Genomic DNA, 14,231 nt, shown 5'->3' with positions numbered 1-14,231 from the left:
TGATTTTAGATACACCAAAGTCGATCGAGCCTTCTCAACCAGAACCGATTGTCGAAAATCTGCTCATTGTTCAAATGGTAGAGTCGATCGAACCTTCTCAACCAGAACCCGAACTGATTTTAGATACACCAAAGTCGATCGAGCCTTCTCAACCAGAACCGATTGTCGAAAATCTGCTCATTGTTCAAATGGTAGAGTCGATCGATCCTTCTCAACCAGAACCCGAACTGATTTTAGATACACCAAAGTCGATCGAACATTCTCAACCAGAATCCCAACCAGTTGTAAAAAATCGGCCAATTAAAAAAAAGCCACAACCGACTAGCGATTCTCAACCAGAACCACCACCCCTTACCAGAAAGCGACAAATAGAAACAAATCCCCAAAATACCAACGACAGCGAACCACACCCACCCGCCGACAAAACAGAATGAACCAATTACCAACTACTCAATCCCAAATCCCCAATTCCCAGGTTAGTAATGATTAGTAATATCATCGCCATTTATCGCAAAGAACTGCAAAGCTATTTTGCATCGCCATTAGCATACGCCATCGCCGCCGTCTTTTGGCTGATCACCGGCTACTTTTTAATCGCCATTCTTCTCGCCCCCGACGGCTTAATTCCCCAAATCAGCCAGCGAGACCAAGCAGGAATTACTGAACCTCCCATCGATGTAGCCTACGAATTTCTGCAACTATTTCTACGAATCATGGGTTCCCTTTCACTGTTCGTGCTACCCGCACTATCAATGGGACTTTACGCAGAAGAACGCAAACGCGGAACCCTAGAACTTTTAGCCACATCGCCCTTAACAAACTGGGCAGTTGCTACGGGCAAACTCCTCGGCGTTTTAACATTTTATACCACAATGTTGTTGCCCCTGCTGTTCTGCGAGGCGATCGCCCTCAGTTCCTCAACCCCACCCGTACCCGCCGGTGTCCTCCTACTAGGACACGGCGGCTTAATCTTACTAGCAGCCGCAGTATTATCCCTCGGAATGTTTATTTCCTCCCTCACAGACAGCACAATTTTATCAGCCATTCTCACCTTCGCTCTAGTATTATTTCTGTGGGTAATCGATGCAGCCGCCGTCAGTATCGGCGGTCCCTTCGGATCAGCATTAGGACAGTTGTCACTCCTCACAAATTATACTAATCTTGTCAAGGGAGTTTTTGATACCAGCAGTTTAATTATGTTGGCCAGTTACACCATTCTGGGAGTATTTCTCACCGCCCAATCCATCGATGCGCTGCGATATCAGCGTTCTTAAAAGCATCAGGCAAGGCTTCGGGGAATAAAGAGGAAAGAGTGGAAAAATAGGAGATTTGGAGAGTTGCACATTAAAGAAGACACCACCAATGCCCAATGCCCAATCCCTCCGCTTCGCTTCGCCCAATGCCCCATTCCCAATGCCCAATGCCCAATGCCCAATGCCCCATTTCCAATTAATGTTAGTTATTCCACTAATTGCTTAAAACAATGAGATTTATCAATCCAAAAATCGACTGTGCGTTCAAAAAAATATTCGGTTCCTGCGACAGCAAAGATATCCTAATTAATTTTTTAAACGCCATCCTTTATGAAGCACAGCCAGTCATCGAAGACTTAGAAATAATCGACTCCCCACCTGGAAATCAAACTTTCGGAGTCCCAGACACACACCTAGATGTCAAAGCCACTATTAACTGCGGCAGAATAGCCCTCATTGAAATCCAACTGCTCAACGTGCCTTCCTTCGAGAACAGAGTGTTGTACAATGCTGCCAAAACCTACAGCCTGCAATTAACAGGAGAAGAACGCTATGAAAGACTAAAAACAGTAATTTCCTTGAAAATTGCCGACTTTGAAATGTTGGAAAATCAGCCAGAATTTATGACGACGTTTGTTTTCAAAGAAAAAGATAAAAAGTTTGAGAGTCCAGATACTGAAATAGAATTAGTATTTGTCGAATTGCCAAAATTTAGCAAAGAATTAGCACAATTAGAAACAGCAGCCGACCAATGGATTTACTTTCTCAAAAATACCAGCAGCCTGGAGACAGTACCAGAAACACTCAGTGCAGTTCCCGAAATACACAAAGCTTTTAGAATTGCCAGCGAGGACAACTTTAGTCAGGAAGAATTAAATGAATTGCAGAACGAAGAAGAGTGGATTCAAGACCAGCGGATTGCCCTAGATTTAGCAAAAGAACAGGTGACAAAAACCGCTCAACAGTCGTTAATATTGCGTCAAATCGTGCGGCGTTTAGGCACAATACAACCGGAAACAGAAAACAGCATTCGTCAATTAGGCGTACAGGAATTAGAAGAATTAGGAGATGCCGTCCTGGATTTCAACAGTCTGTCAGATTTGACAGCCTGGTTGCAGCAGGCTAATAGGATATAGAATAACATTCTCTAACCGGAATTTGGTCACATAATATTTACGTTATGAAAATTAGCAAAACAAATTGGAAATACGTTTTTTGGCTGGGCCCCATCCTCACCGCAGCCGGGTTAACAGCAAGACTTGTATCCGCAGCGTGGGAACCCCTCACAGTTGGTCTAGTGATTGCCGGAATAGTGACGATCGCACTTTGGCTGCTATATTTGACTAACGAACAAGGCTTTTGGGGGCGACGTTCCACTCAAGCGAGTACCAACGCCCTGATTGCTACCATCGCCGTCTTTGTGATTCTGGGAGTAATTAACTTCATAGCATTTCGCTATCCCGTCCGCATCGACTTAACCGAAAGCCAACAATTTACTCTCGCCCCCCAGACTCAACAAATATTGCGAAACCTGCAACAACCAGTCAAAGTTTGGGTATTTGACCCCATCCAAAACCCGCAAATTAAAGAATTACTACAAACCTACAAACGCGAGGGAGGCGAAAAGTTTCAATATGAGTTTGTTGACCCCCAGACTCAACCCGGAAAAATCCGGGAATTTAGCATTACCAGCATCGGAGAAGTTTACTTGCAATCTGGTGACAAAAAACAGGTGCTGCAAAAAGGTGGTACGGCTTTTGGTAGCGACCCGAATCAAGGTCTTTCGGAGATCAAACTTACCAATGGCTTAGAAGAAATTCTGAGCACTCGTACTCCTACAGTATACTTTTTGCAAGGTAAAGGAGAACGCCCGCTGAAAGAAGGTCAAGGCGGAATTCAGCAAGCTGAAAAAGCTCTGAAAGACAAGTATTATAAAGCCCAAACGCTGAATTTTACCGAACGTAAAGAAGTCCCGGAAGATGCAGATGCTTTAATTATTGCTGGGTTGGAAAAACCGTTTGTAGATACAGAAATTAAAGCACTAAAAGCTTATCTCGATCGCGGCGGCAGTTTATTGCTAATGGTAGACCCGGCAATTAATACGGGATTGGACAAATTTCTGCAAGAATGGGGCGTAAAACTAGACACCCGTTTGGCTATCGATTATTCCGATAATGGTAAAAGATTCGGGCTCGGCGTCACGGTTCCCACAGTTAGGCGCTACGGCGAACATCCGATTACTCAAAGTTTTGGCAACGGTATTTCATTTTATCCGTTTGCGCGTGCTTTGGAAATCTCGACAGTAGAAGGGATAGAGGAAAAACCGCTGATTTGGACGAGTGAGGAAAGTTGGGCCGAAAGCGATTTGACGACTAAGAAATTGGAGTTCGATCAGAAGACCGATCGACAAGGCCCGTTATTATTAGGTGTGGCTTTAGTGCGATCGGGTTCTGACACCACTCCCTTAAACCCCTCACCCTCACCAACACCCGTCACGCCTTCACCCCAAGCATCCCCGACAACTTCGCCAACAACATCACCATCGCCGACAACATCACCATCGCCGAAAACTTCGCCATCGCCAACAACTTCACCATCGCCAACAACTTCGCCAACAACTTCGCCATCGCCAACAACATCACCATCGCCGACAACATCACCATCGCCGACAACATCACCATCGCCGACAACTTCGCCATCGCCAACAACTTCGCCATCGCCAACAACATCACCATCGCCAACAACATCACCATCGCCGACAACTTCGCCATCGCCAACAACTTCGCCCGTAGCTTCCCCCATCAGCTACTCAGTGATTGTTTCCCAAGAAGCTACGCCTCCAGCATTACCGACGATTTCGCCAATACCCACAGCATCTCCGACACAAGACCCGGAAAGTTTGCCAACACCAACACCAACAGCCACAATATCTCCCGGAAGTTCGCCCACACCAACAGCCACACCAACAGCCACAGCATCTCCCAGTCCAATAGCAACTCCTTCTGTACCTTCAATTCCTAAAAAAACAGCGAGAATGGTAGTCATAGGTACATCTCAATTTATTACCAACGGTTGGTTCGACCAACAACTCAATAGCGACGTGTTTCTCAACTCGGTCAGTTGGTTGAGTAAACCAGACCAACAGAGCTTTTCTATTAGTCCGAAAAAAGCTACCAACCGCCGGATTAACATGACTGTCGTTCAAGTAGGATTGCTGGTTTTAGCTTGGCTAATTTGGCCTTTACTCGGACTGGCAATTGGTGGCGCTATCTGGTGGAAGAGAAGATAATTACGAAGGAAGAAGGAAGAAGGAAGAGGGAAGAAGGAAGAGGGAAGAAGGACAAAAATAAGATTATCCCTTTTGCCTATTTCTTGTTTTTATACCCATTCCCAATTCCCAATTCCCAATTCCCAATTCTCAATTCCCCGTTAGAAGGAAGAAGGAAGAAGGAAGAGGGAAGAAGGACAAAAATAAGATTATCCCTTTTGCCTATTTCTTGTTTTTATACCCATTCCCAATTCCCAATTCCCAATTCCCAATTACCCGTTATTAAGTAAATCCACTTAATTAAGCGTAAAATATGGAGCGCTAAAAAGCTGTCTGTGTATATCTTCTTCCTTCTTCCTTCTTCCTTCTTCCCTCTTCCCTCTTCCTTCTTCCTTCTTCTTCCTTCTTCCTTCTTCCTTCTTCCCTCTTCCTTCTTCCTTCTTCTTCCTTCTTCCTTCTTCCTTCTTCCTTCTACTTATGAAATTGCAGAAAAATACATTCATATTGATAGCCGTCGCGCTAAGCATGATTGGGTTCGTTTCTTTGTACGAGATGCAAGTGTCTCCGAAACAGGAAGCGGCTAAGGAAGAGAAACAGAAAATTTTTACTTTTAAGTCCGATCGCGTACAATTCTTTACAGTCAAAACTCCTGAAAAAATCTTGACTTTTGAGCGAGTTTATGCAACGAAAGGAGGTAACTCTAGCTGGGAAATGAAATTGCCAGTGCAAGCACACGCGAGTCAGGCATCGGTGGATTTTTTGCTGGACAGGCTGGCAACAGGAAAGAGCGATCGTACAATTGATATTACCGCCGCTCAACTGCCAGAATTCGGTCTAGATAAACCCCAAGCTACAGTCACAGTCAAGCTGGACAACCAGGAAACTCATCGCCTAGTTTTAGGCAAAACAGACTTTACTGGCCGCTTCTTGTACGCCCAAGCCAATCCGGCGGAAGCGCCCCCTCAAAATTTAGCCCAAACTTTACCAGTGCTGCTAGTGCCTTTTGACTTTAAAAATGCCGTCCAGCGACCTTTGTCAGAGTGGAAAAAAGCAGAAGCGCCCAAACCAGAGAAGCCGCAAACACCCTCACCATCTCCCACACCAAGTCCTGAGAATCAATAGATGTCAGGTCGATGAGACTTGAATTGCAAAAATACTTAGGACGGGCTAGAAGCCCATCCGAAAATTTTTTTTTCTTGTGGGATGGGCTTCTAGCCCGTCCGAAAATTTGCTTAAAAGGACTTTGGCAATCTTGGCTATGGTATCAGGTGCAGGACGCAAGACATTCGGTAGGGCGCAGGAGCAACCTGAGATAGAATTTAAAGAACAAATTCTAAAACCTGTGACTTCCTAACATTCCTCGCCTAAAATACAGAAAAGTCTAAAGTTAAACTGGATTCAAACGGCGTGCATTAACCCCAGGAAAGGGCGAATATGTTTCAGACAGCACTCAACCAAGGTACGACAGCAACGGATACAGCGCTTGACGTTGAACTCCGCAAGGTCTTTAAGGTATTTAACGGCGAAACCGCAGTTCGCGGAGTTGACCTTAGCATTCGTCAAGGAGAATTTTTTAGCATTCTCGGTCCCTCCGGCTGCGGTAAGACTACCACGCTGCGTTTAATCGCTGGTTTCGAGACTCCCTCGGCGGGCGAATTGATGATTCGCGGCCAGTCGATGACTAATACTCCAGCTTACCGCCGTCCGGTAAATACTGTGTTTCAAAGCTACGCCCTGTTCGGACACATGAATGTCTGGGACAATATTGCTTTTGGATTGCGGATTAAAAAGCTGGGGAAATCGGAAGTAGAAGAACGGGTACGGGAAGCTTTGCAATTGGTGAAAATGGAATCTTTCGCCAACAGGTTTCCGGGTCAAATGTCGGGCGGCCAGCAGCAGCGGGTGGCTTTGGCGAGAGCTCTGGTAAATCGACCGGCGGTTCTACTGCTGGATGAACCCCTGGGTGCTCTGGATTTGAAGTTGCGTAAGCAGATGCAGTTGGAATTGTCGAATTTGCATCAAGAGTTGGGTTTGACTTTTGTGATGGTGACTCACGACCAAGAAGAGGCGATGAGTCTTTCTGACCGGATTGCGGTGATGCACGAGGGCAGGATTGAGCAAATTGGCTCTCCAGAGGAAATTTATGAGTGCCCGCAGACGGCTTTTGTGGCGGATTTTATTGGTGATACGAATTTGTTTTCTGGTACGGTGGAGTCGATCGACCGATCGACTCTCACAGTTCGCACATCAGCCAATCTGAAAATAATCGTTCAGCAGTCGGATATGTGGAGTGGTGTCACCGGCGACTCTGTAGTAGTCAGCGTCCGGCCCGAAAAAGTATATTTGAATCTCTACCAGCCGGAAGTGTCGGTCAACTGTTTTGAAGGGCGGCTCAAAAATACTATGTACATGGGCACCCACGTTCATTACGTGGTTGAGTTACCGTCGGGCGATCAAATTACTGTGCGCCAGCCAAATACCGGCGGCTCTTTCCCAGACCCGCACACGCCGATTTATGCTTACTGGGGGACTACTGATTGTCTGGCTTTGGGCGATCGATCCTAACGGGGGAGAGGGGGAGAGAGGGAGATTGGGAGAGGGGGAGAATGGGAGAGGGGGAGAGGGGGAGAATTCCCAATTCCAATTCCAATTACCAATGCCCAATGCCCAATCCCTCCGCTTCGCTTCGCCCAATGCCCAATGCCCAATGCCCCAATCTAAAATCTAAAATCTAAAATCTAAAATCAAACTGTGCCTCCGACAAATCTACCAATTTCCAGGATTTTCCCGGCTAATTCGACACGCCGTCAGTTCCTAAAAAATTCGGCGGCGACAATCTCAGGGTTAGCTCTTTCGAGTTGTGGCTGGCGACTTGCAGACGTACAATCTGCTCCTCCCGTCAAAGGTGCTGCTGACCAACTTTTTATCTATACTTGGGCAGGCTATACCGATAAAGCTTTGCTCGATCGCTTTGCCGAAAAAACCGGCATTCGCGTCATCGCCGACGTGTTTAGCTCCAACGAAGAGATGCTGGCTAGAGTTCAAGCCGGCGGTGGCCGCGCCTACAGCATCATTTACCCGTCTGACTACATGGTGGTTCAAATGACGGAACTGGGGCTGTTGACTCCATTAGACCACTCGATTTTGGGCGGACTTGATCGCCTAAAAAAACAGTTCCAAAACCCTGTCTATGACCCAGGAAACCGCTACAGCGTGCCTTTGAGTTGGGGAACGACAGGCTTAATTTACAACAGCGAACAACTCAAAGAAGCTCCTGAAGATTGGGGCTATTTGTGGGAGCACAAAAAAGAGTTAGCAAGGCGAATGACGCTAGCCAGCGATGTTCGAGAAGTCATGGGCGCTGCGTTGCGGATGCTGGGCTATTCTCTGAATTCTACGAACCCAGAGCAAGTTAAACAAGCTTACGAAAAGTTGGTGGAACTCAAACCTGCGATCGCATCTTTCACAACAGACGCTTGGCGGCCGCAAATGTTGACGGGGGATTTGAAGGTAGCTATGTGTTATTCTTCTGATGCTAATGAAGTAATTCCCGACAACGATAAATTGAAGTATGTCGTGCCAAAAAGCGGTTCTTCTCTGTGGACTGATACTTTGGTAATTCCGAAAGGTGCTCCCAATTCCGAAGCAGCTTACAAATGGATTAACTTTATGCTGCAACCGGATGTTGCTGCTTCTTTAGTCGAACGGCTCAGTTTTTCAACTCCTTCGGAAGATGCTTTTAGTTTGTTAACGCCGGAAGTCCGCGAAAACGAAATTCTTTTCCCCTCGGAAGCTGTTTTAAGAAATTGCGAAGGTGTGGCTCCAGTAGGCAAATTTATGGACGTGTACGATCGCTATTGGACTAAATTAACCAGCGGCTGATCGTCACCTGTAGGGCGGATTTTACGCGCAATCTCTGACTTTTACCCAATTTTTACATCAATCCGCCCCCATAGTCGATCGCCAAATCCATCCATATTATATCCGCGTTAATCTGCGTTATCTGCGGTTAAAAACTCAAAAAAAATTGATTTATGGCTGTTTCCACCAAAGCTCCCCCTCCTATTCCTCCCAATGCTCCCTCGAAGCCTGAAACACTTCCCCCGTGGTCTAAGTGGGCTGGGCCGCTGGCATTGCTCGGCCCTTCTGGCTTGTTTCTGGTTTTATTATTAGTAATACCAACTCTGGTGATTTTTCAGCTTAGTTTGGTGCCAAATATTAAGCCGGGAGATTTGGTGAATCCTTCGGGAATCGCCAACTACCTGCGAGTGTTTGAGCCGCTGAATTTGCAGGTGATGGGTCGATCGCTCTTTTTCGCCACGGGAACGACTATTCTGTGTTTATTGCTGGGATTTCCCGTCGCTTACTGGATAGCCCTCAATGTCTCCCCCAAGTGGCGGAATTTAACATTGTTGGGCTTTGTGTTGCCGCTGTGGACTTCTTCGCTGTTGCGATCGTATGCTTGGATTACAATTCTGCGTCCTACGGGCGTTCTCAACTCGCTGCTGTCACTTGTCGGCATCCCTCCTCTAGAATTGCTAAATCAAAGTTCCGCAGTTTTAATCGGCATGGCTTACAGCTATTTGCCTTATATCGTAACAATTCTCTACGCTTCTTTGGAAAAGCTCGATCGCAGATTACTAGAAGCGTCTCAGGATTTGGGTGCCAATCCGATAGAAACTTTCTGGAAAGTGACAGTACCCCAGACAATGCCAGGGATTGCGGCGGGTTCTTTGCTAGTATTTATTAGCTGTTTGGGCGATTTTGTCGATCCAGAGTTGCTCGGTGGAGCTTCCAGCATGACGGCGGCTCGTTTGATTTACAATCAGTTTTTGGGGGCGACTCAAAATTGGGGGCTAGGATCGGCTCTGAGTATGGTATTAATTTTTGCAGTGAGTATCGGAATTGCACTTTTACTCAAATATGGCGATCGTAATGCAGTTTAAGAAGAAGGAAGAGGGAAGAAGGAAGAGGGAAGAAGGAAGAGGGGAAAAATAATTATGCTTTTCCTAATTCCCAATTCCCAATTACCAATTCCCAATTACCAATTCCCAATTACTAATTCTCCATTACCAATTACAAATTACCCATTACTATTACCAATTCCCGATTAACGAGATATGGAAAATACCGCCGACAATCCACAGGAGGAAATACAACCCGATATGTACTTAAAACCTAAATTTAAGATTTCTTGGCAGGCAATATTCACCGTTTTGATGTTTTTTTATATGTACCTGCCCATCCTGGTACTCACATTTTACAGCTTTAATAAATCGCGTTTTAGCGCCGGCTGGGAAGGATTTACTTTAGATTGGTACGTTAAATTATTTAGCGATACGCGGATTTTAATCGCCCTGAGAAACAGTTTAACAGTTGCTGTTTGTGCAGTGGCAATCTCGGCTGTACTCGGAACTTTGATGGCCGTTGGTTTAGCCCGCTACCGCTTTCCCGGCAAAAGTTTATATCAAGGAGTTTCCTACTTACCGATTATTATTCCAGACATTGCCAGCGCGGTTGCTACTCTGGTATTTTTAGCGGCACTAGCTATTCCTCTGAGTTTATGGACAATTGTTGCCGCCCACGTTGTGTTTTGTCTGGCTTACATCGCCCTAGCTGTTTCTACTAGATTGGCGGATTTAAACCCGTATTTAGAAGAAGCTGCCTTAGATTTGGGTGCAACACCTGTTGAGGCTTTTATTCAGGTTTTATTACCTCAATTAATACCTGGAATTGTTTCGGGTTGTCTGCTATCTTTTGTCCTCAGCATGGACGATTTTTTGATTGCGAGTTTCACCGCAGGTAGCGGAACTACAACTCTGCCGATGGAAATTTTTAGCCGGATTCGGACTGGGGTAAAACCGGATATTAATGCTTTGAGCGTGCTGTTGATAGTAGGTTCGGGAGGATTGGCGTTTTTAGCGGAATATTTGCGCGGTAGGGGCGATCAAAAACGGGCTAATTAGTCAGTTGTCAGTTGACAGTTGACAGTTGTCAGTTGTCAGTTGTCAGTTGTCAGTACGCTTGGTTAGGGCTTTTTGCTAATTTTATTTATGGTTGTTGTCGCAAGCGTATTGGATTATGTTTTTTTCATTGTGAGCTATGGGTAGCAATCTCAAGTCCCTGGGATTGCTTTCCCGAAGCGCAATGACATTATTTCCTAAGTTTGTAGTTTTTACTGCTAACTCACCTTTTTAGTTAATCCGCATTTAAATTATTGTGAGGTGAGCTTCTAGCCCGCCCCCACAAATTCAATCTAAATGCCGCAACAGCTTATTTTGCTGGTAATTTCACCTTACTAGCCAAACCGAGTGCTTCCATGACTTGAATTGTCATCCAAGTAAAGTCAAATTCCCACCATTTCATACCATGACGGGCAGAGTATTGATAAGCGTGGTGGTTGTTGTGCCAGCCTTCGCCGTAAGTCAAAACCGCAACCCACCAACAATTAGTAGAACTATCTTTAGTTTCGTAGGTGCGGTAGCCAAATTTGTGAGTTGCACTGTTCACAAACCAAGTGCAGTGATACACCAAAATTAAGCGGACAAAAATCACCCAAACTACAAAGGGCCAGCCTGCGGCGAAGTAAAGCAACACGCCAAAGACGATTTGTATGGGGAGAAAGTAGTTTTGCAAAAATTGGTAAAACGGATCGCTCGAAATGTCTTTTGTGCAGCGGGAAATTTCAGCGTGAGCGGGGCCTTTATACAGCATCCAGCCGATGTGGCTCCACCAAAAACCATTCTGGGCGTTGTGAGGGTCGATCGCATTTTGGTCAGAGTGGGTATGGTGTAAACGGTGTAACCCAACCCAATCAATTATTCCTCCTTGACAGGCAAGGGCACCGCAAAATGCTAGAAAGTATTCTACGAATTTTGGTGTCTGAAAACTGCGGTGCGTGAGCAGGCGGTGCCATCCGAGAGTTATTCCCAAACCGCCGGTTATCCAGTGCATAAATACTGTTAAACCAACTGCTGTCCAGTTAAAGTTACTCGGAAGCAATGCGAACAAAGCGCCGATGTGAAGTCCTGCTAAACTAATAACGTGCTTCCAATTGTATTGGAGTTTTTCTTGTGTTGCTAAAGTCATGCTGTTTTTGATTTCTGATGAGATGCAGACCGGGATTCACGCATAAGAGTTTGGATTGAGTTGTGAACTGTTTTGCTGTACACTTGCCCAAACTGATAAAGAATGAATGATAGATTTTGGATGAGGATTGAAAAACAATTACCAGAAAGAATTGGTTTAAAGCCTCCACCCTTGTAGGGAGAAATTAAAATCAAACTATTCATTACTCCAATCCTCTTCCTTCTTTTGTCAAGTGCTGTCAACTGTCAAGTGTCAACTGTCAACTCAATGAAGGTTTTATTTTGAAATTAAAAGTTTTAGCTGCGAAACAAAAATTTTTGTTCCCAAACCAATTATAACTGATTATGGTGTTGGTTGGGTCGATCGCACCAGACGATTCAATCTCAGTTGAACCCAACCAAAACCCGATCGCCAAAACAGCATTAGGCATTGGTTACGAGCCATTAGTCCAAAACTGACGACCGACAACCAATGACTAATTGCCGAGCTATTCTGCTGGTAATTTCACTTTGGTTGCCAAACCCAGTGATTCCAGCAGTTGAATTGTCATCCAGGTGATGTCGATTTCCCACCATTGGAGACCGTGACGAGCGGAGTATTGGAAGGCGTGGTGGTTGTTGTGCCAGCCTTCGCCGTAGGTGAGTACAGCAACCCACCAGCAGTTGGTCGATTGATCGCCCGACTCGTAGGTGCGGTAGCCGAATTTGTGGGTAGCGCTGTTAACCAGCCAGGTGCAGTGGAACACCACCACGATCCGCATAAATACGCCCCAAACCACGAAAGACCAGCCGCCTAATAAATAAAGCAGCACACCGAAGACAACTTGGATGGGGATAAAATATGCTTGGAGAAACTTGTATACTGGGTCGTCGCCAATGTCTTTTGTAAAGCGGGGGATTTGAACTCTCATCGGCAGATCTGAGATCATCCAACCCATGTGGCTCCACCAGAAGCCTTGATTGGAATCGTGGGGATCTTCTTCGGTGTCGGAATGTATGTGGTGTAACCGGTGCATTCCTACCCAGTCAATGGGGCCGCCTTCGCAGGAAAGAGTACCGCAAATCACTAGGAAGTATTCGAGCCATTTCGGTGTTTGAAAACTACGGTGGGTAACAAGACGGTGAAATCCGAGGGTGATCCCTAAACCACCTGTTACCCAGTGCAGGAATACTGCTAAGCCGACAGCAGACCAGCTAAAATTACCCGGCAGCAGAGCAAATAGAGCGCCGATGTGCAGAAAGGCCATAAAGCCTACCACAGGCCAATCAGGAGAAGTTTTTTTGGAAGTTGCAATCGTCATGAAGATATTATGTTTACAAACTAGGGGCCGCATTTACGCGATAATCAGCAGCGCGCACGCAAATGGTGAGCGAGGTATAGATGAATAGCGTTTCACGGCTACAGGAAGCAGAACAGGCACTCTTTCAGATTTTTTCTGGTATTGACGCGACAGTCAAGCAAAATCTGCAACGAGTCTTAAAAGCTTTTCGCAGCCACCGGGTTGGAGTCCACCATTTTGCAGGTGTTACGGGTTACGGCCACGATGATTTAGGGCGGGAAACTTTGGACGGGGTGTTTGCCGAAGTGGTAGGGGCCGAGGCGGCGGCGGTGCGGGTACAGTTTGTTTCGGGTACTCACGCGATCGCCTGTGCTCTGTTTGGAATCCTACGTCCTGGTGACGAAATGTTGGCAGTTGCTGGTTCTCCCTACGATACTTTAGAAGAAGTGATCGGCTTGCGGGGGCAAGGTCAAGGTTCACTAATTGAATTTGGCATTAGTTACCGTGAGTTGCCTCTAACTCGCGAAGGAACTTTGGATTGGCAGGCACTGAGCTCTGCTATTTCAGCAAAAACTCGCCTAGTTTTTATCCAGCGCTCTTGCGGTTATTCTTGGCGATCAAGTTTGTCTATTTCTGAAATTAAAAAAATCGTCGATCTAGTCAAACATCAAAATCCTAACACAATTTGCTTTGTTGATAATTGTTACGGGGAGTTTGTTGAGGATTGCGAACCTACTGCTGTGGGTGCGGATCTGATGGCTGGTTCTTTGATCAAAAATCCGGGGGGTACGATCGTCCCTGCGGGTGGTTACGTCGCCGGCCGCGCCGATTTGGTAGAAGCGGCAACTTGTCGCTTGACAGCGCCGGGAATCGGCAGCAGCGGGGGCGCAACTTTTGATTTGAATCGCTTGCTGTTTCAGGGTTTGTTCATGGCCCCTGGCTTCGTAGGAGAGGCGATCAAGGGCAATCATTTGACGGCTTATGTTTTTTATAAGTTGGGTTATCGGGTGAATCCGATTCCTTTGGCGAGGCGCAGAGATGTGATTCAGGCGATCGAATTCGGTTCTGCTGATAAGTTAATTGCTTTTTGTAGGGCGGTTCAGCAAAATTCTCCAGTCGGCTCGTATTTAGATCCGGTGCCGGCGCCGATGCCGGGGTACGAGAGTCAATTGGTGATGGCTGGAGGTACTTTTATTGATGGGAGTACCTCGGAGTTTTCGGCTGATGGGCCTCTGCGGGAACCTTACGTGGCTTTTTGTCAAGGGGGAACTCATTGGACTCATGTGTCGATCGCCCTCGAAGCTGCGATCGAGGCTGTAGGGCCTGCTAAGTGAAGATGTGA

13 protein-coding genes and 1 pseudogene are annotated in these 14,231 nt (G+C 46.2%); 11 read left to right on the top strand and 3 right to left on the bottom strand.

The window, feature by feature from the left end; translation table 11 throughout:
• The 5 genes and pseudogenes from K4039_RS13510 to K4039_RS13490 all read left to right on the top strand — a co-directional run.
• Positions 1–434: pseudogene (locus K4039_RS13510) on the top strand (sulfate ABC transporter ATPase); the annotation flags it as partial.
• A gap of 48 nt (positions 435–482) precedes the next feature.
• Complete coding sequence (locus tag K4039_RS13505; protein ID WP_265235704.1) at positions 483–1,274, top strand: ABC transporter permease; 792 nt, start codon at positions 483–485, stop codon at positions 1,272–1,274.
• 209 nt (positions 1,275–1,483) lie between these two features.
• The gene (locus K4039_RS13500) at positions 1,484–2,389 is read left to right on the top strand and encodes an Rpn family recombination-promoting nuclease/putative transposase (protein WP_265235703.1); all 906 of its coding nucleotides are present in this window, start codon (positions 1,484–1,486) and stop codon (positions 2,387–2,389) included.
• 44 nt (positions 2,390–2,433) lie between these two features.
• The gene (locus K4039_RS13495; protein WP_265235702.1) at positions 2,434–4,542 is read left to right on the top strand and encodes a Gldg family protein; all 2,109 of its coding nucleotides are present in this window, start codon (positions 2,434–2,436) and stop codon (positions 4,540–4,542) included.
• Positions 4,527–4,811 (top strand): hypothetical protein, encoded by a 285-nt coding sequence (locus tag K4039_RS13490; RefSeq protein WP_265235701.1) that lies wholly within the window; start codon positions 4,527–4,529, stop codon positions 4,809–4,811. The genes K4039_RS13495 and K4039_RS13490 overlap by 16 nt, the downstream gene beginning before the upstream one ends.
• A 6-nt stretch (positions 4,812–4,817) precedes the next feature.
• Here K4039_RS13490 and K4039_RS13485 read toward each other — a convergent pair whose 3' ends face one another.
• A complete protein-coding gene (locus K4039_RS13485) occupies positions 4,818–5,048 on the bottom strand; it encodes a hypothetical protein (protein ID WP_265235700.1) in 231 nt (76 codons plus the stop codon).
• A 25-nt stretch (positions 5,049–5,073) separates the two neighbouring features.
• Here K4039_RS13485 and K4039_RS13480 point away from each other — a divergent pair, with 25 nt between their 5' ends.
• From K4039_RS13480 to K4039_RS13460, 5 genes are all read left to right on the top strand, one after another.
• A complete protein-coding gene (locus K4039_RS13480; protein ID WP_265235729.1) occupies positions 5,074–5,643 on the top strand; it encodes a DUF4340 domain-containing protein in 570 nt (189 codons plus the stop codon).
• A 312-nt stretch (positions 5,644–5,955) separates the two neighbouring features.
• On the top strand, positions 5,956–7,086 hold the full coding sequence (locus K4039_RS13475) for an ABC transporter ATP-binding protein (protein ID WP_265235699.1): 1,131 nt from the start codon (positions 5,956–5,958) through the stop codon (positions 7,084–7,086).
• A 186-nt stretch (positions 7,087–7,272) separates the two neighbouring features.
• On the top strand, positions 7,273–8,403 hold the full coding sequence (locus K4039_RS13470) for a PotD/PotF family extracellular solute-binding protein (RefSeq protein WP_265235698.1): 1,131 nt from the start codon (positions 7,273–7,275) through the stop codon (positions 8,401–8,403).
• A 152-nt stretch (positions 8,404–8,555) separates the two neighbouring features.
• Entirely contained in the window at positions 8,556–9,467 is a 912-nt protein-coding gene (locus K4039_RS13465) for an ABC transporter permease (protein WP_265235697.1), read from the top strand.
• 174 nt (positions 9,468–9,641) lie between these two features.
• Entirely contained in the window at positions 9,642–10,487 is an 846-nt protein-coding gene (locus K4039_RS13460) for an ABC transporter permease (protein ID WP_265235696.1), read from the top strand.
• Positions 10,488–10,794: 307 nt separating this feature from the next.
• Here the strand turns inward: K4039_RS13460 and K4039_RS13455 are convergent, their stop codons facing one another.
• Both K4039_RS13455 and K4039_RS13450 read right to left on the bottom strand, forming a co-directional pair.
• Complete coding sequence (locus K4039_RS13455) at positions 10,795–11,610, bottom strand: fatty acid desaturase (RefSeq protein ID WP_265235695.1); 816 nt, start codon at positions 11,608–11,610, stop codon at positions 10,795–10,797.
• Positions 11,611–12,097: 487 nt separating this feature from the next.
• Positions 12,098–12,910: an acyl-CoA desaturase gene (locus tag K4039_RS13450; RefSeq protein ID WP_265235694.1), complete on the bottom strand. Its 813-nt coding sequence runs from the start codon at positions 12,908–12,910 to the stop codon at positions 12,098–12,100.
• 80 nt (positions 12,911–12,990) lie between these two features.
• Between K4039_RS13450 and K4039_RS13445 the strand changes: the two genes are divergently transcribed.
• On the top strand, positions 12,991–14,223 hold the full coding sequence (locus K4039_RS13445; protein WP_265235693.1) for a methionine gamma-lyase family protein: 1,233 nt from the start codon (positions 12,991–12,993) through the stop codon (positions 14,221–14,223).
• Positions 14,224–14,231: the final 8 nt, after the last annotated feature.

The sequence above is a fragment of the Lyngbya sp. CCAP 1446/10 genome (assembly GCF_026130175.1).
Classification (GTDB): domain Bacteria; phylum Cyanobacteriota; class Cyanobacteriia; order Cyanobacteriales; family Microcoleaceae; genus Microcoleus.
This window is presented reverse-complemented; position numbering and strand designations above follow the sequence as displayed.